The 21,078-nt window shown below is 60.4% G+C and carries 22 protein-coding genes; 11 read left to right on the top strand and 11 right to left on the bottom strand.

All coding sequences use genetic code 11. The features are described from left to right. Positions 1–5: 5 nt before the first annotated feature. Entirely contained in the window at positions 6–788 is a 783-nt protein-coding gene (locus ACIK7D_RS03850; protein WP_162936711.1) for a phosphoadenylyl-sulfate reductase, read from the bottom strand. Positions 789–992: 204 nt separating this feature from the next. On the opposite strand from ACIK7D_RS03850, the gene ACIK7D_RS03845 reads away from it, so the two are divergent. From ACIK7D_RS03845 to ACIK7D_RS03825, 5 genes are all read left to right on the top strand, one after another. Beyond that, positions 993–1,433, top strand: a complete 441-nt coding sequence (locus ACIK7D_RS03845; RefSeq protein WP_003520468.1) for an Rrf2 family transcriptional regulator — start codon at positions 993–995, stop codon at positions 1,431–1,433. Positions 1,434–1,766: 333 nt separating this feature from the next. Then, positions 1,767–2,792, top strand: a complete 1,026-nt coding sequence (locus ACIK7D_RS03840; protein ID WP_035262358.1) for a sulfate ABC transporter substrate-binding protein — start codon at positions 1,767–1,769, stop codon at positions 2,790–2,792. Between the two features lie 198 nt (positions 2,793–2,990). Beyond that, a complete protein-coding gene (gene cysT / locus ACIK7D_RS03835) occupies positions 2,991–3,848 on the top strand; it encodes a sulfate ABC transporter permease subunit CysT (protein ID WP_400155671.1) in 858 nt (285 codons plus the stop codon). Beyond that, on the top strand, positions 3,841–4,713 hold the full coding sequence (cysW, locus tag ACIK7D_RS03830) for a sulfate ABC transporter permease subunit CysW (protein ID WP_020812516.1): 873 nt from the start codon (positions 3,841–3,843) through the stop codon (positions 4,711–4,713). Before cysT ends, cysW begins: the two co-directional genes overlap by 8 nt. An 11-nt stretch (positions 4,714–4,724) precedes the next feature. Then, a complete protein-coding gene (locus tag ACIK7D_RS03825) occupies positions 4,725–5,765 on the top strand; it encodes a sulfate/molybdate ABC transporter ATP-binding protein (protein WP_003520463.1) in 1,041 nt (346 codons plus the stop codon). 786 nt (positions 5,766–6,551) lie between these two features. On the opposite strand, the gene ACIK7D_RS03820 is transcribed toward ACIK7D_RS03825, so the two are convergent. The 5 genes from ACIK7D_RS03820 to ACIK7D_RS03800 all read right to left on the bottom strand — a co-directional run bounded on the left by ACIK7D_RS03820 (position 6,552) and on the right by ACIK7D_RS03800 (position 10,583). Beyond that, a complete protein-coding gene (locus ACIK7D_RS03820) occupies positions 6,552–7,004 on the bottom strand; it encodes a helix-turn-helix domain-containing protein (protein ID WP_400155670.1) in 453 nt (150 codons plus the stop codon). A gap of 31 nt (positions 7,005–7,035) precedes the next feature. After that, the gene (locus tag ACIK7D_RS03815; RefSeq protein ID WP_400155669.1) at positions 7,036–7,197 is read right to left on the bottom strand and encodes a hypothetical protein; all 162 of its coding nucleotides are present in this window, start codon (positions 7,195–7,197) and stop codon (positions 7,036–7,038) included. A 62-nt stretch (positions 7,198–7,259) separates the two neighbouring features. Beyond that, positions 7,260–8,273 (bottom strand): NAD(P)H-quinone oxidoreductase, encoded by a 1,014-nt coding sequence (locus ACIK7D_RS03810; protein WP_400155668.1) that lies wholly within the window; start codon positions 8,271–8,273, stop codon positions 7,260–7,262. 88 nt (positions 8,274–8,361) lie between these two features. Then, complete coding sequence (locus tag ACIK7D_RS03805) at positions 8,362–10,164, bottom strand: GGDEF domain-containing protein (RefSeq protein WP_020812512.1); 1,803 nt, start codon at positions 10,162–10,164, stop codon at positions 8,362–8,364. Between the two features lie 182 nt (positions 10,165–10,346). Further along, positions 10,347–10,583, bottom strand: a complete 237-nt coding sequence (locus ACIK7D_RS03800; RefSeq protein WP_035236784.1) for a type II toxin-antitoxin system ParD family antitoxin — start codon at positions 10,581–10,583, stop codon at positions 10,347–10,349. Positions 10,584–10,953: 370 nt separating this feature from the next. Here ACIK7D_RS03800 and betI point away from each other — a divergent pair, with 370 nt between their 5' ends. The 3 genes from betI to betA all read left to right on the top strand — a co-directional run bounded on the left by betI (position 10,954) and on the right by betA (position 14,948). After that, on the top strand, positions 10,954–11,574 hold the full coding sequence (betI, locus tag ACIK7D_RS03795; protein WP_065115089.1) for a transcriptional regulator BetI: 621 nt from the start codon (positions 10,954–10,956) through the stop codon (positions 11,572–11,574). A 12-nt stretch (positions 11,575–11,586) separates the two neighbouring features. Next, positions 11,587–13,068, top strand: coding sequence for a betaine-aldehyde dehydrogenase (gene betB, locus ACIK7D_RS03790; RefSeq protein WP_400155667.1), 1,482 nt, complete (start codon positions 11,587–11,589; stop codon positions 13,066–13,068). Between the two features lie 230 nt (positions 13,069–13,298). Then, the gene (gene betA / locus ACIK7D_RS03785; RefSeq protein ID WP_400155666.1) at positions 13,299–14,948 is read left to right on the top strand and encodes a choline dehydrogenase; all 1,650 of its coding nucleotides are present in this window, start codon (positions 13,299–13,301) and stop codon (positions 14,946–14,948) included. A gap of 3 nt (positions 14,949–14,951) precedes the next feature. On the opposite strand, the gene ACIK7D_RS03780 is transcribed toward betA, so the two are convergent. Both ACIK7D_RS03780 and ACIK7D_RS03775 read right to left on the bottom strand, forming a co-directional pair. Continuing rightward, positions 14,952–15,251, bottom strand: a complete 300-nt coding sequence (locus ACIK7D_RS03780) for a type II toxin-antitoxin system RelE/ParE family toxin (RefSeq protein WP_400155665.1) — start codon at positions 15,249–15,251, stop codon at positions 14,952–14,954. Then, positions 15,248–15,520, bottom strand: a complete 273-nt coding sequence (locus ACIK7D_RS03775; protein WP_065654276.1) for a YlcI/YnfO family protein — start codon at positions 15,518–15,520, stop codon at positions 15,248–15,250. Before ACIK7D_RS03775 ends, ACIK7D_RS03780 begins: the two co-directional genes overlap by 4 nt. 148 nt (positions 15,521–15,668) lie before the next feature. Here ACIK7D_RS03775 and ACIK7D_RS03770 point away from each other — a divergent pair, with 148 nt between their 5' ends. After that, on the top strand, positions 15,669–17,012 hold the full coding sequence (locus ACIK7D_RS03770) for a chloride channel protein (protein ID WP_400155664.1): 1,344 nt from the start codon (positions 15,669–15,671) through the stop codon (positions 17,010–17,012). A gap of 4 nt (positions 17,013–17,016) precedes the next feature. Here the strand turns inward: ACIK7D_RS03770 and ACIK7D_RS03765 are convergent, their stop codons facing one another. Beyond that, positions 17,017–17,769 (bottom strand): DUF3750 domain-containing protein, encoded by a 753-nt coding sequence (locus ACIK7D_RS03765; RefSeq protein WP_400155663.1) that lies wholly within the window; start codon positions 17,767–17,769, stop codon positions 17,017–17,019. A 73-nt stretch (positions 17,770–17,842) separates the two neighbouring features. Here ACIK7D_RS03765 and ACIK7D_RS03760 point away from each other — a divergent pair, with 73 nt between their 5' ends. Both ACIK7D_RS03760 and ACIK7D_RS03755 read left to right on the top strand, forming a co-directional pair. Continuing rightward, on the top strand, positions 17,843–18,841 hold the full coding sequence (locus ACIK7D_RS03760; protein WP_400155662.1) for an asparaginase: 999 nt from the start codon (positions 17,843–17,845) through the stop codon (positions 18,839–18,841). Positions 18,842–18,975: 134 nt separating this feature from the next. Beyond that, positions 18,976–19,596, top strand: a complete 621-nt coding sequence (locus ACIK7D_RS03755) for a glutathione S-transferase family protein (protein WP_080817456.1) — start codon at positions 18,976–18,978, stop codon at positions 19,594–19,596. Between the two features lie 150 nt (positions 19,597–19,746). Here ACIK7D_RS03755 and ACIK7D_RS03750 read toward each other — a convergent pair whose 3' ends face one another. After that, positions 19,747–20,406, bottom strand: a complete 660-nt coding sequence (locus tag ACIK7D_RS03750) for a glutathione S-transferase family protein (protein WP_003522220.1) — start codon at positions 20,404–20,406, stop codon at positions 19,747–19,749. 82 nt (positions 20,407–20,488) lie between these two features. Continuing rightward, a complete protein-coding gene (locus tag ACIK7D_RS03745) occupies positions 20,489–21,004 on the bottom strand; it encodes a MarR family winged helix-turn-helix transcriptional regulator (RefSeq protein WP_003522221.1) in 516 nt (171 codons plus the stop codon). Positions 21,005–21,078 lie beyond the last annotated feature (74 nt).

Below are 21,078 nucleotides of genomic sequence, written 5' to 3'. Positions count from 1 at the left end.
AATGATTATCGTTGCGGGATGGCGGAAACGGCGGATGTCTGCTCCGCACCGGCGACGTGAAGACCGCATTCGCGCTTCTCGTCGTTTTCCCACCACCATCGTCCGGCGCGCTCAGGCTCGCCGGGCTTGATGGCGCGCGTACACGGCTCACAGCCGATGGAGGGGTAACCGCGCTGATGCAACGGATTGACGGGAATGTTCTCCTCGGCGACATGCGCCCGGATGAGGTCGATATCCCAGTCAGCCAGGGGATTGATCTTGATGAGATTGCGCTCCGCATCAAATTCGGCGAAAGGCGTCGTGGCGCGATTGCCCGACTGGCCGCGTCTGAGGCCGGTGATCCAGAAGGCGGCGCCTTCCAGCGCCTTGCCGAGCGGGATCAGCTTTCTGACATGACAGCAGGCGTGACGGGCTTCGACGCTTTCGTAAAAACCGTTCAGGCCGTATTTTTCGGCATAGGCGTCGATATCGTCCTGTTCCGGCCGGAAGCGGCGGATGTCGATGCCGAAACGCTCTTCAGTTTCATCGATGAGATCGACGGTTTCCTTGAACAGCCGGCCGGTTTCGAGCGTCACGACGTCGATCGGCAGGCGATGCGTGCCGATGGCGGCCGTAATGACCTGATCCTCGATGCCGAGGCTGGTGGTGAAGACCGCCCGCCCGCCGAGGCCGGCGATAAACGAAAGCCGACCCGCCAGATCGAGCCCGGCAAGCGTGGCATCGAGGGAAGCGGCATCGGCAGAGGCATTTGCTGAATTGATCGTCATTGTCACGTCCGGGATTTCCATGGCCGATTATTGTTGAAATCCTTATCCGCGAACAGAAATGACAGTCTTTGTGCGCTGCACTTGAGAGCAAAAATGCCTCACGCGCGCAGGGTATGAGCAAAAGATACCCGTTCACCTTCTTCGCAGCTTGGATTTGAATTGTGACAACTTCTGCGCTAAGCCGGAATTGCCGGGTTTCCGGGCTTGTGGTCTACTGGTTTTACGATGATTTCGCAGAAGGCAAAATATGCGCTGAGGGCGCTCCTTTCGCTGGCCAAGGCCGACGGGGCCTGTCCTGTGCAGATTTCCGACATCGCCCGCGAACAGGCCATTCCGAAAAAGTTTCTGGAGCAGATCCTTCTCGAAATGAAGAAGGAACGTCTCGTCGAAAGCCGGCGTGGCAAGCAGGGCGGTTATCTTCTGGCGCGCCCGGCCGCAGACATCACCTTCGGCGAGGTGCTGCGCCTCATCGACGGGCCGCTTGCCCCCTTGCCCTGCCTGTCGCAGACCGCCTATCGCCGCTGCGAGGATTGCGACGGTGAAAAGCAGTGCGAAATCCGCCACGTCTTTGCCCGCGTGGCCGATGCGACGCGCAACATCCTTTTCAACACCACCATCGCCGATGCGGTGGCGGGTGTCGAAGTGCCCGAGCTTTTGACGGCCTGACACTCGTCTTTTTTCACGTTTCGCTGTCGAGAATTTGCAATGACGGATGAGGAGATTGTAATGATCCCCCTGCCTCGTTCCTTCCAAACGAAAAAATCGTCTAAAACCCCATAATATTTTTCGCCGTCAGCGCAAAAAATCGTCAAAAATGTGAAACGGTTTTGCATTCAGCAAAGTTTTACACGACGCTTGTTGCGCCTTTCGCTTATGCTGCGCTGTATTTGTTGCCCGGGAAAACGCTCTCGGGAAACACTTTTTCGATCGTATTCGGCCTCATTGACCAACTCTACTCAACCGGTAGAGTTAAGCCATCGCAATCAGGAGGGAATACCGATGTCCAAGCTTCTGTCCGGTTTGAGCGTTGTTGCGCTTAGCCTCTCACTGGCACTTGGCGGCGCTGGCTCGGCCGCCGCGCAGACCAAGCTGCTCAACGTGTCCTACGATCCGACCCGTGAACTCTACAAGGACTTCAACGAAGCCTTCGCCAAGAAGTGGAAGGCCGATACCGGTGAGGATGTCACCATCCAGCAGTCGCATGGCGGCTCCGGCAAGCAGGCGCGCTCGGTCATCGACGGTCTGGAAGCGGATGTGGTGACGCTGGCGCTGCAGAGCGATATCGACGCCATCGTTCAAAATTCCGGCAAGATCAACAAGGACTGGCGCACCCGCCTGCCGCATAATTCCTCGCCCTACACTTCCACCATCGTTTTCCTGGTCCGCAAGGGTAACCCCAAGGGCATCCATAACTGGGGCGATCTGGTGAAGGGCGACGTGCAGATCGTCACGCCGAACCCGAAGACCTCGGGCGGTGCGCGCTGGAACTATCTGGCGGCCTGGGCCTGGGCAAACGAAGAATTCAAGGGCGATCAGGACAAGATCAAGGCCTATGTGGGCGAGCTCTACAAGCGCGCCCCGGTTCTCGACACCGGCGCCCGCGGCTCCACGGTGACCTTCGCCCAGCGCCAGATCGGCGACGTGCTGCTCGCCTGGGAAAACGAAGCCTATCTCGCCGGCCAGGAATTCGGCGCTGACGCCTTCGATATCGTCGTGCCGCCGATCTCGATCCTTGCCGAACCGCCGGTCGCCGTTGTCGATGCCAATGTCGACGCCAAGGGCACCCGCAAGGCGGCGGAAGCCTATCTGCAGTATCTCTATTCCGACGAGGGCCAGAATATTGCGGCGAAGCACTTCTACCGTCCGTCCAACCCGGCTGTCGTCTCCAAGGATCTGCTCAAGCAGCTGCCCGACATCAAGCTCGTCACCATTGACGACCCGCAGTTTGGCGGTTGGGCAAAGGCGCAGCCTGAACATTTTGGTGACGGCGGCATCTTCGACCAGATTTACAAGCCCGCAAAGTAAGCGGATGATGGGCTGAAAAGAGATCGCCCGCGTCCGTACGGACAACAGAAAACAAAAACCCGATCGACCGGACACCGTGCCGGTCGATACTTTATAATAAACGCCGGGGAACACCGGCTCCCAGAGAGCATTTCCAGGAAAGCGGACCCCGGTTTCCTGTCCGGAAATGCGCCAAACTAAAGATTATCCGGAGCCTTGATGAGCAATAATACTTCCGGAAACAGGTGGAAATGGCGGCAGTCGAGCGTCATACCGGGCTTCGGCCTGACGCTTGGTTACACAGTGACCTATCTGTTTCTCATCATTCTTATTCCGCTTGGCGGCCTTGTCTGGTCCACGGCGAAACTGGGTTTTTCAGATTTCATTGCGATTGCCACGGATAGCCGCACGCTGAATGCGCTGCGTGTCAGTTTCGGAACGGCATTTCTTGCCGCGCTGGTCAACGCGGTCTTCGGCGTCATCGTTGCCTGGGTGCTGACGCGTTACCGTTTTCCCGGCCGCCGCTTCATCGATGCCATCGTCGATCTGCCTTTCGCCCTGCCGACGGCAGTGGCCGGTATCGCGCTTACCACGCTTTACGCCAATCGCGGCTGGGTCGGTTCGCTGTTCGAACCCTTCGGCATCAAGATCGCGTTCACGCCGACCGGCATTGTCATCGCGCTGATCTTCATCGGCCTGCCATTCGTGGTGCGCACCGTGCAGCCGGTCATGGAAGAAATCGACCGGCAGGTGGAGGAGGTGGCCGCCACGCTTGGCGCCAACCGTTTCCAGACCATCACCCGCGTTCTGCTGCCGAGCCTCACACCCGCGATCCTCACGGGTTTCGCGCTCGCCTTCGCACGCGGCGTCGGCGAATATGGCTCGGTCATCTTCATCGCCGGCAATATTCCCTACGTCTCGGAAATCGCGCCGCTCCTCATCGTCATCCGGCTGGAAGAATTCAATTATGCGGCCGCGACCGGCATCGCCACCATCATGCTGATCATCTCGTTTGCCATGCTGTTCCTCATCAATCTCATTCAGGCCTGGAGCCGCAAGAGGTACGGTTATGTCTGAGACCGCTTCCCGCACGTCCCCCCGGCCGTTCCGCGACCCCGCCAGCGAGAGCTTTCCCGCCCGGCTGGCGTTGATCGCGATTGCCTTCGTCTTCCTCGCCGCCTTTCTGGTTCTGCCGTTGGTCTCGGTCTTCTTCGAAGCCTTCCGCAAGGGTGCGGAAAGCTTCTGGGAGGCGATTGTCGAGCCGGATGCACTCTCCGCCATTCGCCTGACGCTGCTTGTCGCCGCCATTTCCGTGCCGCTCAACCTGGTCTTCGGGGTGATGGCCGCCTGGGCGATTGCGAAATTCGAGTTCAAGGGCAAGGCATTCCTGATCACGCTGATAGACCTGCCGTTCTCGATCTCGCCGGTCATTTCCGGCCTCGTCTATGTCATCCTGTTCTCATCCCACAGCGTGCTGGGGCCATGGCTGAAGAGCTACGGCATCGAGATCCTCTTCGCCGTGCCGGGCATCGTGCTCGCCACCATCTTCGTCACCTTTCCCTTCGTCGCGCGCGAACTCATCCCGCTGATGCAGGATCAGGGCAATGGCGACGAGGAGGCGGCGATTTCGCTCGGCGCTTCCGGCTGGCAGACCTTCTGGTATGTCACGTTGCCGAATATCAAATGGGGCCTGCTTTACGGGGTGCTGCTCTGCAACGCCCGCGCCATGGGCGAGTTCGGCGCCGTCTCGGTGGTCTCGGGCCATATTCGTGGCGAAACCAACACCATGCCGCTGCATGTCGAGATACTCTATAATGAGTACAATATGGGCGCGGCCTTTGCGGTGGCGACGCTGCTCGCCGGTCTGGCGCTCGTGACGCTCATTCTCAAAACCATTCTCGAAATACGCTTTGGCGCGGGCAACGCAGCCGGCAAGCATTGAAAGGCATCTTCATGGAAGTGAAAGTTTCCGGCATCACCAAGCAGTTCGACCGCTTTCCGGCGCTGAACGACGTGTCGCTCGACATTCGTTCCGGCGAGCTGATCGCGCTGCTCGGTCCTTCCGGTTCCGGCAAGACGACGCTGCTGCGTCTCATCGCCGGTCTCGAGCAGCCGACGACCGGCCAGATTTTCTTCGGCAACGAGGATGCCTCGCATCGCACGGTGCAGGAGCGCAATGTCGGTTTCGTGTTCCAGCATTACGCCCTGTTCCGCCATATGACGGTGGCCGACAATATCGCCTTCGGCCTCAAGGTCCGGCCCTCCGCCAAGCGTCCGCCGAAGGCCGAAATCCGCAGGCGGGTCTCCGAACTTCTCGACATGGTGCACCTCTCCGGTCTTGAGAAGCGTTACCCCTCGCAGCTTTCCGGCGGCCAGCGCCAGCGCGTGGCGCTTGCCCGCGCTGTCGCCATCGAGCCGAAGGTCCTGCTCCTCGATGAACCCTTCGGCGCGCTCGACGCCAAGGTGCGCAAGGAGCTGCGCCGCTGGCTGCGCGAATTCCATGACCGCACCGGCCACACCACCGTCTTCGTGACCCACGATCAGGAAGAGGCGCTGGAACTGGCAGACCGCGTCGTCGTCATGAGCCAGGGCAAGATCGAACAGGTCGGCACGGCGGACGATGTCTACGACACGCCCAACTCCCCGTTCGTTTTCTCCTTCATCGGCGAATCCTCCAGCCTGCCGGTGACGATCCGCGACGGCCACGTGTTGTTTCAGGGCGAAAGCATCGGCATCGACGAGAGCGGCTCTGGCGAGGGCGAGCTTTTCTTCCGCCCGGAAGATGTGGTGCTGACGCAAGAGAAGGACGCGCTTTACGGCAAGGTCACCACCTGTCGCCGCCTCGCGGGCACCCGCATCGCCGAAATCGACATCGCCAATAACGGCCATGAACCCTATCACCTCGAAATCGAAGTGCCGCTCAACGCCGCCGTGGCCGTGGGCGCGGAACTGCGCTTCCGGCCGACGCGGTGGAAGGTGTTCGGGAAGAAATAAAGAAGAGGTGACCGCAGTCGACGGTCAATGATTTGTCGCTTTCTAACGCGCGTCACATTTAATCTGATTCCACAGTACACCACAGTTGAAATCATCGACGGTGCTGGGTGTCGTTACCCCCCTCTGTCCTGCCGGACATCTCCCCCTCAAGGGGGGAGATCGTTCTGTGGCGACGTCTCGCACCTCTCGATGGTCGAGAATGAAGTGGCGAGAATGCCTCTTGTCAATCTCCCCCCTTGAGGGGGAGATGTCCGGCAGGACAGAGGGGGGTAACGACACCCGCCACACTCGATGGTGTACTGTGATCTGATTCCTGCGACGCGCTTTAGATCTTTGTTTTTAAGCATGTCTTTGTCCCAAAACCGCTGCACCGTTTTGGGAGGCATGCTTTAGTTCTCCGTCACACCGGCCTCGAGCCGGTATCCAGCCAGCCCACGTCCTTGGGCTGAAAGGAGTTCTTCTCGTCGCGGGAGAGCCGCACCGGCATTCAAGGCACAGATTTCCCCAATCGTCGAAGCAATACGCAAAAACGGAAAAGGGCCGCCAAAGCGACCCTTCCATGAGTTTGGTCCTGTACAGACCCGGGACTGTTTCTCAACGTTCCGAAGGCAGGAGATTTACAACGAGGGCTGCCCCGTCGAAAACACACCCTTTCCATTGCCTGCACCAGAGACCGAAATCTCACTAGACATTGGATCACCTCCTTCCGATACGTTGAACATAACTAGAAGGTAGTACGATTCGTCAGTAATGCAAGAGGGATTACTTCTGGGGGACGCCCGGCACCTATGCCGCATCTGCGGCCTTTACGTCGAATTCGAAGTGGATGCTGTCATAGGGAAACTCGATGCCAGCCTCGTTCCGGTCGATAACGCCCGCATGGAGGAGCGACGTCACGTCGCGATGAACGGCCTGTACGTCCCGTCCGACCCGGCGGGCAACCTCCCGGATAGAAAGCGGTCCCTGTCCGGCCAGAGCCTTGACGATGGCAAGGCGAAGCGGCGCGAGAATGCGGTGCAGGTCCTCATAGCTTGAAAATTCGACGGATGGTTTCGCCTCCACCGGCTTTCCGGACATGGCCAGATTACCGGCGGCAACAAAGCGGCTCTTGATATCCTTGATCGTGCTGAGACGGATGGTGAGTGCGGTCATGACAAAAATCCTTTCCATATCCGCCTGAAAAGCATCGAACAGGGCTTCGAGCGTCGTGAAGGCGATGGTGTCTTCACGCCCGTCCATATGACGATGATCGCCTTTGCCGCGCTCATTGTCATAACGCAGAACACATTCTCCTTTTGATCACCAGCGCCAGCCGATATTTGAACGGGTGGAGACTGCCGGGAACAGGCTCAGGCAGATGCCACAGGACAACCTCGAAGAAGGCCGTCTCGTCGATCACTTTGCGCGTCTTTTCGAGCAGAATGGCCTTCATGTTGTTATTTGTGACAACACTTTCGTGTGTTGTCAATGAAAACAACGATGCCGCTCAGAGCGTCACGACACCCGCATCACGATCTTGCCGATATGATTGCTGCTTTCCATCAGCCGGTGCGCTTCCACGACCTCGTCCAGCGTAAAGACCCGGTTGATGACAGGTGCCAGCTGACCGCTTTCGATGAGCGGCCAGACCTCTGCGACGAGGTCGTCGCGGATGGCGCGTTTTTCGTCGGCCGTGCGGGGGCGCATGGTGGAGCCGGTGACGGTGAGGCGCTTGACCATGATGGGGGTAAGGTTGACCTTCTCGGCGACCGCGCCGCCCAGAAAGGCGATGATGGACAGGCAGCCGTCCTTGGCGAGTGCGGCAAGGTTCTTTTCGAAATAGGCCGCACCGATCATATCGAGAACCACATCGACGCCCTTGCCGCCGGTTTCGGATTTAACGACTTCGGCGAAATCCTCCTCGCGATAATTGATCGCCCGTCTGACGCCGAGCTTCACGCAGGCTTCGCATTTTTCCGCCGAGCCTGCCGTGGCATAGACTTCCGCGCCAAAGGCTTTGGCAAGCTGGATGGCCGTCGTGCCGATGCCGCTGGTACCGCCGTGGATGAGGACGCTTTCCCCTTCGGTGAGGCCGGCCATCTGGAAGAGATTGGCCCAGACGGTGAAGAAGGTTTCCGGCAAAGCGGCCGCTTTGACCGCATCGTAACCCTTTGGGAAGGGAAGGGCTTGCCCGGCCGGCACGGTGCAATATTGCGCATAACCGCCGCCATTGGCGAGCGCGCAGACCTTGTCACCCAGCTTGAATTCGGTAACGCCTTCACCCAGCGCAACCACCTCGCCGGCGATTTCAAGGCCGAGGATCGGGCTCGCATCCTTCGGCGGCGGATAGATGCCCTGCCGCTGCGCCACATCCGGCCGGTTGACGCCCGCCGCCTCGACCTTCACGAGAACCTCGCCTTTCGCGGGCTTCGGCAAAGGCGCTTGCGAAAGCCGCATCACCTCCGGGCCGCCATGGGAGGGAAGGTCGATGAAGCGCATTGTTTCGGGCAGGATCTTGGTGTCGGGCATGGCCAGGGGCAACTCCTCACGTGTCGGCGTCGCCTGAAGATGTAGGTCAGATGCACCGCTTAGGGAAGGAGGCCGTTTGTCACGAGTGTCAATTTGTCTCGCCGAAGACCCGGACGACGAGACCGCCTTCGTTTTCCTTCGCAGCCGCCTTCACACCCGCAATCTCGCTGCCGATCCGCTCCGGATTGGCGATGATAAGACCTTTCGGCAAAGTGAGGACGCCGATGGAGCAGCGCAGCAGCGCGAAGTCCCGCTCATTGCCGTGGCGGTCCTGGCCTTTCATGCAGCCGGCGGCGCGGTCCTCGTCCGAATAGAGTTCGGCGACATCGTCGTGAAAATCGCTGAGCAGCCGCTCGAGGATTTCCGTCAGCTCCTCCACCGTCCAGTCACGCACGCCGATGAAGAAATCGTCGCCGCCGATATGGCCGAGGAAACAATCGCCGGCGAAGAAGTAACGGCGCATCAGCGCCGAAAACAGGGTGATGGCGTGATCGCCGGCGTTGAAGCCGTATTTGTCGTTGAAGGGTTTGAAATTGTCGAAGTCGCAATAGCAGAAGAAGCGCGCCTCGTCGCCGTCGCTGCAACGGTCGGCAATGAAGCCGCCAATCGCGCGGTTGCCGGGCAGCGCCGTCAGCGGGTTCTGGTCCTGCGCCATCTTCAGCTGTTTTTCGTTGATGACCTTGATGAGCGAAGCGGCGGAAACGATGCCGGCATAACGCATGTTTTCGGTGAGAATGATGCAGGCGCTGCCGCCCATGCTGGCGAACATGTTCATCAATTGGTCGGCATCCGCATCGAGACCGACAATCGGCGCGGGATCGACGAAATGGGAAATGGTACGCTCGTAGATCTTGTTCTTGAGCAGGTCGCGGCCGAAGGGCCGGTAGATATATTCCTTGAGGTGATATTCGTTGATGACGCCGCGCGGTTCGCCATTGGCGTTGAGAACCGGGAAAAACGCCTGCTGCGGATTTCTGCGGAACAGTTCGAAGACGCTGTCGACGCTGTCATGCTCGAAGACGGTGGGAAGGCGCTCTATTTCGCGGCGGATGAGAATCTCATCCAGCGTCTGGCTGCTGCGCCGCGCCACGCCGATGCGGTTGATGTGGGGAAAGCTCTCCGGCAGCTCGCTGGTGAAGACCGTGGGCCTCGCGATCAGCCAGCCCTGCACCAGATCGACGCCGAATTCGCGGCAGGTCAGAAACTCCGCTTCCGTTTCGATGCCTTCCGCAATGACCCGCACACCGAGAACATGGGCGATGTTGACGATGTTGCGCACGAGGTGCTGCTTGCGCGGCAATTGGTCGACGCCGGTGATGAAATGCCGGTCGATCTTCAGGTAATCCAGCGGGAAATCACACAGCAGCTTCATCTCGCCATGGCCGGCGCCGAAATCGTCTATTGCCAGCTTGAAGCCTTCCTTGCGCATGCGGGCGATCAGCGCCGTGAATTCGGGTACGCTGGTATTGTCGAAACGTTCGGAAAGCTCAAAGCAGATGGAGGAGGCGGGAATGCCCGCCCGCGCCAGATGACCGACAAGCTTGTCGAGAATGGCGTCGCCATGCGGGATCAGCCGCACATCGAGATTGAGGAACAGGGTGGCGGAGGAAAAATCTGGCAGGGTGGAAAATTTCGCCAGCGCCCGGCTTGCCAGCATCTGCTCGAAGGCCTTCAACTCACCATCCGCGGCAGCCTGGTCGAGAAGCGCCAGCGGATTGGAAAAACCAAGCCGGTCATGGCCGCGCATCAGCGATTCATAACCGAATATCGTGCCTGTCGTCGCCTCGACAATCGGCTGAAATGCCGTTTCGAGCACCAGTTTCGCCATGGGAAACATGTGCCCGGAGGCAAAACGCCTTATGACATCGTTCTCCAGCGTGACGGCCTGCATTTCTATTCTCCGCTATTGCCGGTCCCCTTGGTGGCGCGCCGTGTGGAATGCGCCATCGGGAACCCGTCTCTTTTGCGGCGAACAATCGCAGATTACAGGTCAACAAAAGCTTTCACGACTGTGAAGCTTTGATGAACGTTTTGTTACAACCCTTTCCATATGGAAGGTTGTTACGCCGGGCCTTATGCCCGGCGGATGTGCCCGGTGTGCGCGGCATAAAGTTCCGCAACGTTCATGCGTTCCCGGTCCGCTTCGACAGGCTGCGTGGACTTTGCGCCGACGCCATGTTCGGCGGAGGCCGCCCATAGTCTCAGCGCTGCCCTGACGACCTCGCTGCCGGATGCGTAAGCGCCGCAATTCACGGCCTCGCGCATTCTTGCTGCCTGTTCCGGGGAAATCGATACTGTCACCATTGGCATGATATCACTCCCTTCTTTAAACGCTGCGAGCGGTTCTTCGATGTCCGGTTTGCGGATCGGATGCCGTCGTGGTCTATGGCGGGCGTTTTTATCGTCTTTCGTCTGGCGCCGCTTCCAGCGAAATTTGTATCATCTGCGATATTAGCACGAAACGCGTTCCATTCCCAATTCGCAGTAAATCACGGTTTAGTTTTTCCGGCGTGAGCCGAACGGCGGCATGGGGTTCGCCACACTGGCCGATGAGCGGGAAACTACCACGCGCCGGCGGTGGAAAATATGATCCATCGCAAATCAGCGACATAAAATGGCGCGTTTTTTATTGATTGATCGATCAATCAAGAATAATTTGCCATCCGTCAAGGAGACCCCCATGCCCAAGATTGGAATGGAGCCTTTGCGTCGCAAGGCGCTGGTGGATGCGGCGCTTCGCACCATAGGCCACCATGGTTCGCTGAATGTAACGATGTCGGATATCGCTCGGGAAGCGGGTGTGTCGGCGGCGCTCGCGCATCATTATTTCGGCAGCAAGCAACAGCTTCTGCTGGAAACCATTCGCAGCCTGCTGCGCGATCTCAGGCGCGATGCCGTGGCGGCGCTGACCCGCGCTTCCGGTCCGCGCGAAAGGCTGAGCGCCATCGTGCATGTCTCCTTCCAGAGCGACCAGTTCACGCCCGAAACGGTGGCGGCATGGCTCGCCTTTTATGTCGAAGCGCAGCGCTCAGAAGAAACCCGCCGCCTGCTGGTGCTTTATTCCCGTCGTCTCAGGTCCAACCTCATGGCGAGCCTCAACCGGCTCTGCCCGCCGGACGATGCCGCGCGCATCGCGGAAGGGGCGGCGGCGCTCATCGACGGGCTTTATATTCGCCACAGCCTGCGCTCGGCGCCGCTCGGCATTGCCTCCGCACCGGCGCTTGTCGAGGATTATTTCGACATGCAGCTCAAATCATTTCCCGATGGACAGCGCCAAAAGCCGTCCATCCGCGTTCTTTAAGGAGACTTCGACATGACCATCGCGACGCCGCTCAGGGCGCAGCCGAAAGCCTCGCATTTCATCGACGGCGACTATGTCGAAGACACGGCCGGCACGCAGTTCGAGAGTATCTTTCCGGCCACCGGCGAGGTGATCGCGAGGCTGCATGCGGCAACGCCTGCCATCGTTGAGCGCGCCATCGCATCGGCCAAACGGGCGCAGAAGGAATGGGCGGCGATGAGCCCGATGGCCCGCGGCCGCATCCTCAAACGCGCCGCCGATATCATGCGCGAGCACAACGATGCGCTGTCCACGCTGGAGACGCTGGATACCGGCAAGCCCATTCAGGAAACCATCGTCGCAGACCCGACGTCCGGCGCGGATGCCTTCGAATTTTTCGGCGGTATCGCCCCTTCGGCGCTGAACGGCGATTACATCCCCCTCGGCGGCGATTTCGCTTATACCAAGCGCGTGCCGCTCGGCGTCTGCGTCGGCATCGGCGCGTGGAACTATCCGCAGCAGATCGCCTGCTGGAAAGCGGCGCCCGCGCTGGTCGCCGGCAACGCCATGGTTTTCAAGCCCTCGGAAAACACCCCGCTCGGCGCCTTGAAGATCGCCGAAATCCTCATTGAAGCCGGCCTGCCAAAGGGCCTGTTCAACGTCATTCAGGGTGATCGCGATACCGGCCCGCTGCTCGTCAATCACCCGCACGTGGCGAAGGTGTCGCTTACCGGCTCCGTCCCGACCGGCCGCAAGGTGGCTGCCGCCGCTGCCGGACATCTGAAGCATGTGACGATGGAACTGGGCGGCAAGTCGCCGCTGATCGTCTTCGACGACGCCGATATCGAAAGCGCTGTCGGTGGGGCCATGCTCGGCAACTTCTATTCCTCCGGCCAGGTCTGCTCCAACGGCACCCGCGTCTTCGTGCAGAAAAAGGCGAAGGAGCGTTTCCTCGACAATCTGAAGCGCCGCACCGAGGCGATGATCCTCGGCGATCCGCTCGATTACGCCACCCATCTCGGCCCGCTGGTCTCCAGGGCCCAGCAGGAGAAAGTCCTTTCCTATATCGAAAAGGGCAAGGCAGAGGGCGCGACGCTCATCACCGGCGGCGGCATTCCCAACAATGTCTCGGGCGAGGGCGCTTATGTGCAGCCGACCGTCTTCGCCGATGTGACCGACGACATGACCATCGCCCGCGAGGAAATCTTCGGGCCCGTCATGTGCGTGCTGGATTTCGATGATGAGGACGAGGTTCTCGCCCGCGCCAACGCCACCGAATTCGGTCTCGCCGGCGGCGTTTTCACCGCCGATCTCGCCCGCGCCCATCGCGTGGTCGATCAGCTGGAGGCGGGCACGTTGTGGATCAACACCTATAATCTCTGCCCGGTCGAAATCCCCTTCGGCGGCTCCAAGCAATCCGGCTTCGGGCGCGAGAATTCGGCGGCGGCGCTGGAGCATTATAGTGAGCTGAAGACGGTTTATGTGAGCACGGGGAAGGTGGACGCGCCTTATTGATGGGCGGTGCGTGGGGCTTACCCCCCTCTGCCCTGCCGGGCATCTCCCCCTCAAAGGGGGGAGATCGGCAAGCGGCGCCACCGCCACTTCATTCGCTGACGTCGAGATGGGCGCGACCTCGCCGCAGATCGATCTCCCCCTTGAGGGGGAGATGCCCGGCAGGGCAGCGGGGGGTAAGCCCCACCCGCCAGCAATCAATCGGAACCAACGCTCACCGGAGAGAGCAAATCATGCAAGCAGACTACGTCATCGTCGGTTCGGGTTCCGCAGGCTCCGCCATCGCCTATCGCCTGTCGGAAGACGGTCGTTATTCGGTGATCGTCATCGAGGCAGGCGGTTCGGATTTCGGCCCCTTCATCCAGATGCCGGCCGCACTTGCCTGGCCGATGAGCATGAAGCGCTATAATTGGGGTTATCTCTCCGAACCCGAGCCGAACCTCGACAACCGCAGGATTACGGCGCCGCGCGGAAAAGTCATCGGCGGCTCTTCCTCCATCAACGGCCTCGTTTACGTGCGCGGCCATGCCGAGGATTTCAACCGCTGGGAAGAGCTTGGCGCGCACGGCTGGGCCTATGCGGATGTGCTGCCTTACTTCAAGCGCATGGAACACAGCCATGGCGGCGAGGAGGGCTGGCGCGGCACGGATGGGCCGCTGCATGTGCAGCGCGGTCCGGTCAACAATCCGCTGTTCCACGCGTTCATTCAGGCCGGCGCGCAGGCCGGTTTCGAACTGACCGACGATTACAACGGCTCCAAGCAGGAGGGTTTCGGCCTGATGGAGCAGACCATCCATAATGGTCGCCGCTGGTCCGCCGCCAATGCCTATCTGAAACCGGCGCTGAAGCGCGGCAATGTCAGGCTGGTCAACGGTTTCGCCCGCAAGGTCGTCATCGAGAATGGCCGCGCGGTTGGCGTCGAGATCGAGCGCAAGGGCGTCGTGGAAACCATTACGGCCAATCGCGAGGTCATCGTCTCGGCATCCTCCTTCAATTCACCGAAGCTGCTGATGCTCTCAGGTATCGGCCCCGCAGCCCATCTGAAAGACATGGGCATCGAGGTGAAGGCGGATCGTCCGGGCGTGGGCGCAAATCTTCAGGACCATATGGAGTTTTATTTCCAGCAGGTCTCCACCAAGCCGGTCTCGCTCTATTCCTGGCTGCCATGGTTCTGGCAGGGCGTGGCAGGTGCGCAGTGGCTGCTATCGAAAGGCGGGCTTGGCGCTTCCAACCAGTTCGAGGCCTGCGCCTTCCTGCGCTCCGCTCCCGGTCTGAAGCAGCCGGATATCCAGTATCATTTCCTGCCGGTCGCCATTTCCTATGACGGCAAGGCGGCGGCGAAAAGCCACGGCTTTCAGGTGCATGTCGGCTACAACCTGTCGAAATCGCGCGGCAATGTCACATTGCGCTCGGCCGATCCGAAGGACGATCCGGTCATCCGCTTCAACTATATGAGCCACCCGGAAGACTGGGAAAAATTCCGCCATTGCGTGCGCCTGACGCGCGACATCTTCAGCCAGAAAGCCTTTGACGATTTTCGCGGACCGGAAATCCAGCCCGGCGAAAATGTGGAGACGGATGAGGAGATCGATGCCTTTTTGCGGGAGCATCTGGAAAGCGCCTATCACCCCTGCGGCACCTGCCGGATGGGTGACAGGGACGACCCGATGGCCGTCGTCGATCCCGAATGCCGGGTCATCGGCGTGGAGGGTTTGCGGGTGGCGGACAGCTCGATCTTCCCGCATGTGACCTATGGCAATCTCAACGGCCCGTCGATCATGACCGGCGAAAAGGCGGCGGATCATATTCTCGGCAAAACCTCGCTGCCGCGTTCCAATCAGGAACCGTGGGTAAACCCGCGCGCGGCCGTCAGCGACCGGTAAGGATCAATGGTAATCGTCCTCGCGCTGGTGGCGGACGGCGGCAATGGTGACGGTTTGCGGGCCATCAATGCGGAACAGCACGATATAGCCTGATGAGCCGAACGGTATGAGGAGTTCGCGTATCAGGCCGTTTTCCGGGGATGCCTTGCGGCAACTGAAGGGAAAATCGCCGAGAATCTCCAGTCCTGCTCTTATGGCGCGGATTGCTTTCTCAGCCACGTCGATGTCGTGGGCGATCAGAAAATCATAGATGCGATCAAAATCGGCCAAGGCTTCTTCGGTATAGCGAAGCTCATACGTCATTTCCGCTTCGCTGCTTTCGCAGCATCAAGTTTCTTTTGCATCATCGAAAGAACATCGTCGGTGCTATAATAAACGCCGGTGCGCTCCGCTTCTTCGAGTGACGCCAGCCCGCGCGCAATGAACTCTGCCTGTGATTTACGGATCTCCACCTGCCTGCGCACGGACTCTTCAACGAAGGAAGAAAGCGTCTCGCCTTCCTTCAGCACGCTTTCAGCAGCCTCGCGAAAATCCGCCGTTACCCGCAGCGAAGGGATCGTTGCCGTTTTCATGTTGGGTCTCCGTGCGTTGCAATTGCGATGCAGAATGCGCCGATACGATCCACCTGTCAAATGCAAAACCTTGCAATCCCCGCCCGAGAGGCGGATAAACGGGCTTCCCGCCTGATGACGAACATCAAAATCACCGATCTGGACCGCCATGCCCGTCGACTACAAAAAGCTGAAGATGCTCCGCCGTTCCCGTGTCGTTTGGGGTTCGTGGCGGGTGTGGAGGCCGAGGGCGGTTTTCTGGATTGGCGCGATTGCGGTCGGCCTTATCAGCGTCGGGTTTGCATGGCTTTCGGATCGAGCCCAGCACCTTTTCTTTGCGGTAACCTCATCGGGTGAATGGGCGTTTCTGCTGCCGCTCATCATCACGCCGCTCGGGTTTACGCTCTGCGCATGGCTCGCGATCACGGTTTTCCCCAATGCCGGCGGCAGCGGCATCCCGCAGGCGATCGCCGCGCGGCACCTGCGGGAAGATGCGGACCGTTCGCGGCTTTTGTCGCTGAAACTCGCTTTCGGAAAGGTGGTGTTGACCGTCGCCGGCCTGCTCTCCGGCGCCTCCATCGGCCGTGAAGGCCCGACCGTTCAGGTTGGTGCCTCGATCATGCTGCAGGCCGCCCGCTGGGGCGGCATGGCGCAGGCGAAGGGACTTATTCTCGCTGGCTCGGCGGCGGGCATCGCGGCGGCTTTCAACACGCCGCTGGCCGGTATCGTCTTCGCCATCGAGGAGATGAGCAAGACCTATGAATCCCGCGCCAATGGCCTCGTTCTCACCGCCGTCATCCTGTCGGGCCTCGCTTCGCTGGCGCTGGTCGGCAGCTATACCTATTTCGGCACCAGTTCGGTGATGGCGAAAACGGCCATGGACTGGCTGCTGGTTCTGGTCTGCGGCGTTGGCGGCGGCGCGTTCGGCGCGCTGTTCAGCGCCGGTGCCCTGAGGCTCTCGGCACGTATCCGCCGTTTTGCCCAGACCATGCCGCTGAAGCGGATGCTGGCGGTCGCAGCCGCCTGCGGCCTTGCCTCCGCCATCATCGGCATTGCGACTGGCGGCGCGACCTTCGGCACCGGTTACGAACAGGCACGCGCGGCAATCGAGGGCGAGGCCGCGCCGACATTCTTTTTCATCGAAAAACTGGCGGCGACGTTCTTGGCCATGATGTCGGGCATTCCGGGCGGCATTTTCGCGCCGTCGCTGTCGGTGGGCGCGGGTTTCGGCAGCACCATGGCAAGCCTGCTCGGCACCAGCATCGGCCTTGGCGCCATCGTAGGCATGGCGGGTTATTTTGCGGGCGTGGTGCAGGCGCCGATGACGGCCTTTGTCATCATCCTTGAAATGACCGGCAATCATGAAGGCGTCATGCCCATCATGGCCGCATCAATGCTCGGATATCTGACATCGCGGCTTTTCTCCCGCGAGCCGCTATATCATGGCCTGTCGCGGGTCTTCATCGCCCAGAGCATCCGCGCCCGGCGCGCCGCTCAGGCCAGCGAAACGTAACCGCTTATGCGCGGATGCCCGCCACGCCGAAATACCCAAGCCCCGGTATCTTCACGCCGGGCCGGCTGAAATCGATGCCGGCGACAAGACCGAGAAAATTGATCTCGAAACCGCTGCGCGCACCGGCCGAAATGCCGAACAGGCCGCCGAGCGAAACGCTTGCATCCTTCCAGTCATCGGCGATGTGGTAAAACGCGCCGTCCGGCAGATAATCGCGACCCACGGCATCCGGCGGGAGCACGACGCCGAGTTCCGGCACGCTGCGCAGCACATGGGCGACGAAGGTGTTGGAGTTTGGACCGGGATAAATGCGATAGCCGCCCGGCCGGCCATAGGGGTAATCGGCAATCGCCTTTTCGATCTTCGGGATGAGCTTTTCCGCTTCCGCGCCGTGAATGGCCACCACCTGGCGCGGCATGTTGGAATACCAGTAGGCATCCGCCGCATAACCATTGTGGCGGATCGGCGTGCCCCAGCCCACCTTGTCATAACGGTCATAGGTCGCAGCACCCGGCTTTTTCAGCACGACCCAGGCGTGGCTGGCGACGGAGCCCTTGAAACCGCCGGTCATGGCGGAAAAGACGTAAACGGCGGCTTCGCTGTTGCTGGACGCCGCCGGCAGCATGCCGGAGGACGACCATCTTGCGGCGTTCCAGCCGCGCGGATGGTCTTTCATGGCCCACAGCCCGGCCGATGCCAGCGCGGGAAGCAGATAGATAACGGCAATCGCCAGCAGCAGACGTTTTGCAAATTTCACGAACAGCCCCGTGCATCGAAAAATCAATTGCGGTATCAACCATATGAAATCAGAATTTTTTGAGGCTGCGAAAATGAACAATTCCGTTACCGTCGAAGTCACCCGCGGCAACCTCGTGGAAAGCCGCCATCAGGGCCTTGCCGTGGTGGTGGATGGCGATGGCGGCGTGCTGTTTTCGGCTGGCGATATCGAGCGCGGCATCTTCCCGCGTTCCGCCTGCAAGGCCATGCAGGCGCTGCCGCTGGTGGAAAGCGGTGCTGCGGATGCCTATCAGTTCGGCAACCGCGAACTGGCGCTTGCATGCTCCTCCCATTCCGGCGAGGACGCGCATGTGGAGCTCGCCGCTTCGATGCTGGCGAAAGCGGGCAGGGATGTGGATACGCTGGAATGCGGCGCGCACTGGTCTTCCGACCAGAAAACCATCATCCATCAGGCCCGCACGCTGGAAAAGCCGACGGCGCTTCACAATAATTGCTCCGGCAAACATTCCGGTTTCATCTGCGCCTGCTGCCACACCGGCACTGATCCTGAGGGCTATGTCGGTTACGATCATCCGCTGCAGCAGGAAATCCGCGCCACGATGGCAAGCCTGACGGGTGCTGCTCTCGGCCAGGACAATTGTGGCGTGGATGGCTGCTCCATCCCCACCTATGCCGTTCCGCTCAAAGGGCTGGCGCACGGTTTCGCAAAGATGGCGACGGGCAGAGGGGTGGAAGCAGGCCGTGCGAAAGCCTCGCGCCGTCTCGTCGAGGCCTGCATGGCAGAGCCCTTTTACGTGGCGGGCACCGGCCGCGCCTGCACGAAACTGATGCAGATCGCACCGGGACAAATCTTCGCAAAGACCGGCGCTGAAGGCGTCTTCGTCGCCGCCCTGCCGGAAAAGGGCGTTGCCATGGCGGTGAAATGCGAAGACGGCACGACGCGGGCGGCGGAAGCCATGGTCTCGGCACTGCTTGCGCGTTATTTCGATGAAGGCAGCGCCGAGCAGCAGGCTTTGAGCGGCATGGCGAACCGGCAGATGCGCAACTGGAACGGCATCCATGTCGGCGATATCCGCGTCGTCGGGCTTTAAATAACCTTTGACGCGGCCGGTTGCGGGCACGATGATGACGTGCCCTGCGTGTGACGGCCATCCCATGGCCGCCGAGGGGCGGCGTCCGCATGAGGAAGAAACGGGCGCTTCATTGCTTTGGAGGTCGCATATCCATGTTCACACTGTTTTTCTCCCCCGGTTCCTGCTCCCGCGCCAGCCATATCGTGCTTGAGGAATCCGGCCTGCCTTACAAGGCCCACCGCGTCAACTTCGCGGAGGGCGAGCAACGCTCCGAGGCATTTTTAAAGATCAATCCGAAGGGCCGCGTGCCCGCACTGGCCACGGCAAGCGGCGTGCTGACGGAGACGCCCGCCATCCTCGCCTTCATTGCCCAGATGGCGCCGGAAAAGAAGCTCGCGCCGCTCGACGATCCCTTCGAATTCGCGCTGATGCAGTCCTTCAACGCCTTCATTTCCTCCACCGTGCATGTCGCCCACGCGCATGGCCGGCGCGGCAGCCGCTGGGCGAATGAGAATAGTTCGCTTGCGGACATGAAAGCGAAAGTGCCGCAGACCATGGGCGAGTGCTTCGAACTGATCGAGCACGGCATGCTGCACGGCCCATGGGTTCTTGGCACCGCCTATTCCGTTGCCGATCCCTATCTTTTCGTCATGTCCGGCTGGCTGGAAAGCGATGGGGTGGATATTGCCCGCTTCCCGAAAGTGCACGACCACTTCCGCCGCATGAACGACCGCCCGGCAGTGCAGCGGGCGCTGGAGGGAGAGAGGGGCTGAGAGGCTCAGTATTTCCGTCATTCCGGCCCTGAGCCGGAATCCAGCCGACGCGCGTCTGCGCGGCGGGAAGACTCCTCTCAGCCCAAGGACTTGGGCTGGCTGGATGCCGGATCAGGTCCGGCATGACGGAGGGAAAAGCGGCTTAACCGCTCAGGCCGCCTCGGCGGCCCTGCTGTCCCACATGGTTTTGAACGCTGTGCGGGCCTGGCAACGATCCAGCCAGGCTTTCAGCGCCGGATGGGCGTCGAACAGCGGCTTGTGGCCCTGCGCATAACGAACGATTTCCGCCGCGTTGAGATCGGCCACGGTGAAACGGTCGCCGACAAGATAGTCATGGCTGGAAAGATGCTGCTCCAGCACCCGGAAGGGGCGCTTCAGCAGCCGGGCGGCGACATCGATCACGGCCTTGCCGCTATCGCTTTCCGACAGGCCTTCGGCGATGGCGGAGGAAATCTTCAGCGAATTGGTCTCGATTTCGGTGGCGGCGAAGAAGGACCATTGCAGCATCGCCGCATCTTCCTTCAGATCGACGGGGGCGAGCGGCCCGCCATATTTGCGGGCAAGGTAGAGATTGATGGCCATGGATTCGTAGAGCACCATGCCGTCATCCTCGATGCAGGGAATGGTCCCCATCGGGTTGACGGCCAGGAAGGCCGGAGACAGCGTGTTGAGCGGCGCATCCGCAGCCAGCGGATCGGCAAGGCGGCGGGCCTGTATCACGGGCACATGCTTGAATTCTATGCCCAGTTCACCCGCAAGCCACAGCGTGCGCGTGGCACGGGAACGGTAGACACCGTAAATCGTCAACATCGAAGTTACCCCTTGGCCAGTTAGATGCGCGGCACGTTACGGTCTCACCCTCTTAAAGTGAAGTTGCAGATCGCCGGGGCAACTATGATTTTTTCTGATCCGTGAAGAAGTCCGTATCCGGCGACAGGCGATATTCGAAACGGTCGATAAAGCGTTCGAACAGGCGTGCGAATGTCTCCACATCCTCCGCGGGCCATCCATCCATCACATCCTCGATGACGCTCATCTTCGTCCGGCGCATCTCCTGCAAAAGACTGGTGCCGAGCGGCGTGATTTCGACGATGCTCCGGCGGCCGTCTTCCTGGGAAACGCCGCGTTTCAGCAGGCCGCGTCCCACCATATCCGCCACCACCCGGCTGCCGCGTGAGGGGTCGATGCGCATGCCCTCGGCAATCGCACCCACGGTCACATCGCCTTCCGCCCGGCGCAGAATATCGAGAACATCGATATGGGAAAGTTCGAGACCCGGAGCGAGCTTGGCAAGCGCCATGCGGCCGATGATGCGGCGGCCGATCATGATGCGCATGCGCGTCATCGTATTGCCGATCCGCTTGATGTCCTCGGGCAGATCCTCGTTCCAGTTTTCCTCAGTCGCCACGCTTCATCGTCCCTTTCGATGCTGTTTTCCGATCACATTTAGCGGCATTAGCACAGATGTCAAAAACTTGCCAT

This window comes from Agrobacterium sp. P15N1-A, from assembly GCF_044626815.1.
Lineage (GTDB): Bacteria > Pseudomonadota > Alphaproteobacteria > Rhizobiales > Rhizobiaceae > Agrobacterium > Agrobacterium leguminum.
Note: the sequence above shows the minus strand (reverse complement) of the source record. Positions and strands in the feature narration are given on the sequence as shown.

Excerpts from the sequence above, each read along its gene's own strand:
- ACIK7D_RS03810 (WP_400155668.1), bottom strand. The coding sequence starts at position 8,273 with ATGCCCGACACCAAGATCCTGCCCGAAACAATGCGCTTCATCGACCTT.
- ACIK7D_RS03770 (WP_400155664.1), top strand. The coding sequence starts at position 15,669 with ATGCCCGTCGACTACAAAAAGCTGAAGATGCTCCGCCGTTCCCGTGTC.
- ACIK7D_RS03820 (WP_400155670.1), bottom strand. The coding sequence starts at position 7,004 with ATGGACGGGCGTGAAGACACCATCGCCTTCACGACGCTCGAAGCCCTG.
- ACIK7D_RS03815 (WP_400155669.1), bottom strand. The coding sequence starts at position 7,197 with ATGAAGGCCATTCTGCTCGAAAAGACGCGCAAAGTGATCGACGAGACG.
- ACIK7D_RS03845 (WP_003520468.1), top strand. The coding sequence starts at position 993 with ATGATTTCGCAGAAGGCAAAATATGCGCTGAGGGCGCTCCTTTCGCTG.
- ACIK7D_RS03850 (WP_162936711.1), bottom strand. The coding sequence starts at position 788 with ATGGAAATCCCGGACGTGACAATGACGATCAATTCAGCAAATGCCTCT.
- ACIK7D_RS03760 (WP_400155662.1), top strand. The coding sequence starts at position 17,843 with ATGAACAATTCCGTTACCGTCGAAGTCACCCGCGGCAACCTCGTGGAA.
- ACIK7D_RS03825 (WP_003520463.1), top strand. The coding sequence starts at position 4,725 with ATGGAAGTGAAAGTTTCCGGCATCACCAAGCAGTTCGACCGCTTTCCG.
- betI (WP_065115089.1), top strand. The coding sequence starts at position 10,954 with ATGCCCAAGATTGGAATGGAGCCTTTGCGTCGCAAGGCGCTGGTGGAT.
- betA (WP_400155666.1), top strand. The coding sequence starts at position 13,299 with ATGCAAGCAGACTACGTCATCGTCGGTTCGGGTTCCGCAGGCTCCGCC.
- ACIK7D_RS03800 (WP_035236784.1), bottom strand. The coding sequence starts at position 10,583 with ATGCCAATGGTGACAGTATCGATTTCCCCGGAACAGGCAGCAAGAATG.
- ACIK7D_RS03775 (WP_065654276.1), bottom strand. The coding sequence starts at position 15,520 with ATGAAAACGGCAACGATCCCTTCGCTGCGGGTAACGGCGGATTTTCGC.
- ACIK7D_RS03780 (WP_400155665.1), bottom strand. The coding sequence starts at position 15,251 with ATGACGTATGAGCTTCGCTATACCGAAGAAGCCTTGGCCGATTTTGAT.
- ACIK7D_RS03750 (WP_003522220.1), bottom strand. The coding sequence starts at position 20,406 with ATGTTGACGATTTACGGTGTCTACCGTTCCCGTGCCACGCGCACGCTG.
- betB (WP_400155667.1), top strand. The coding sequence starts at position 11,587 with ATGACCATCGCGACGCCGCTCAGGGCGCAGCCGAAAGCCTCGCATTTC.
- ACIK7D_RS03805 (WP_020812512.1), bottom strand. The coding sequence starts at position 10,164 with ATGCAGGCCGTCACGCTGGAGAACGATGTCATAAGGCGTTTTGCCTCC.
- ACIK7D_RS03755 (WP_080817456.1), top strand. The coding sequence starts at position 18,976 with ATGTTCACACTGTTTTTCTCCCCCGGTTCCTGCTCCCGCGCCAGCCAT.
- cysW (WP_020812516.1), top strand. The coding sequence starts at position 3,841 with ATGTCTGAGACCGCTTCCCGCACGTCCCCCCGGCCGTTCCGCGACCCC.
- ACIK7D_RS03840 (WP_035262358.1), top strand. The coding sequence starts at position 1,767 with ATGTCCAAGCTTCTGTCCGGTTTGAGCGTTGTTGCGCTTAGCCTCTCA.
- cysT (WP_400155671.1), top strand. The coding sequence starts at position 2,991 with ATGAGCAATAATACTTCCGGAAACAGGTGGAAATGGCGGCAGTCGAGC.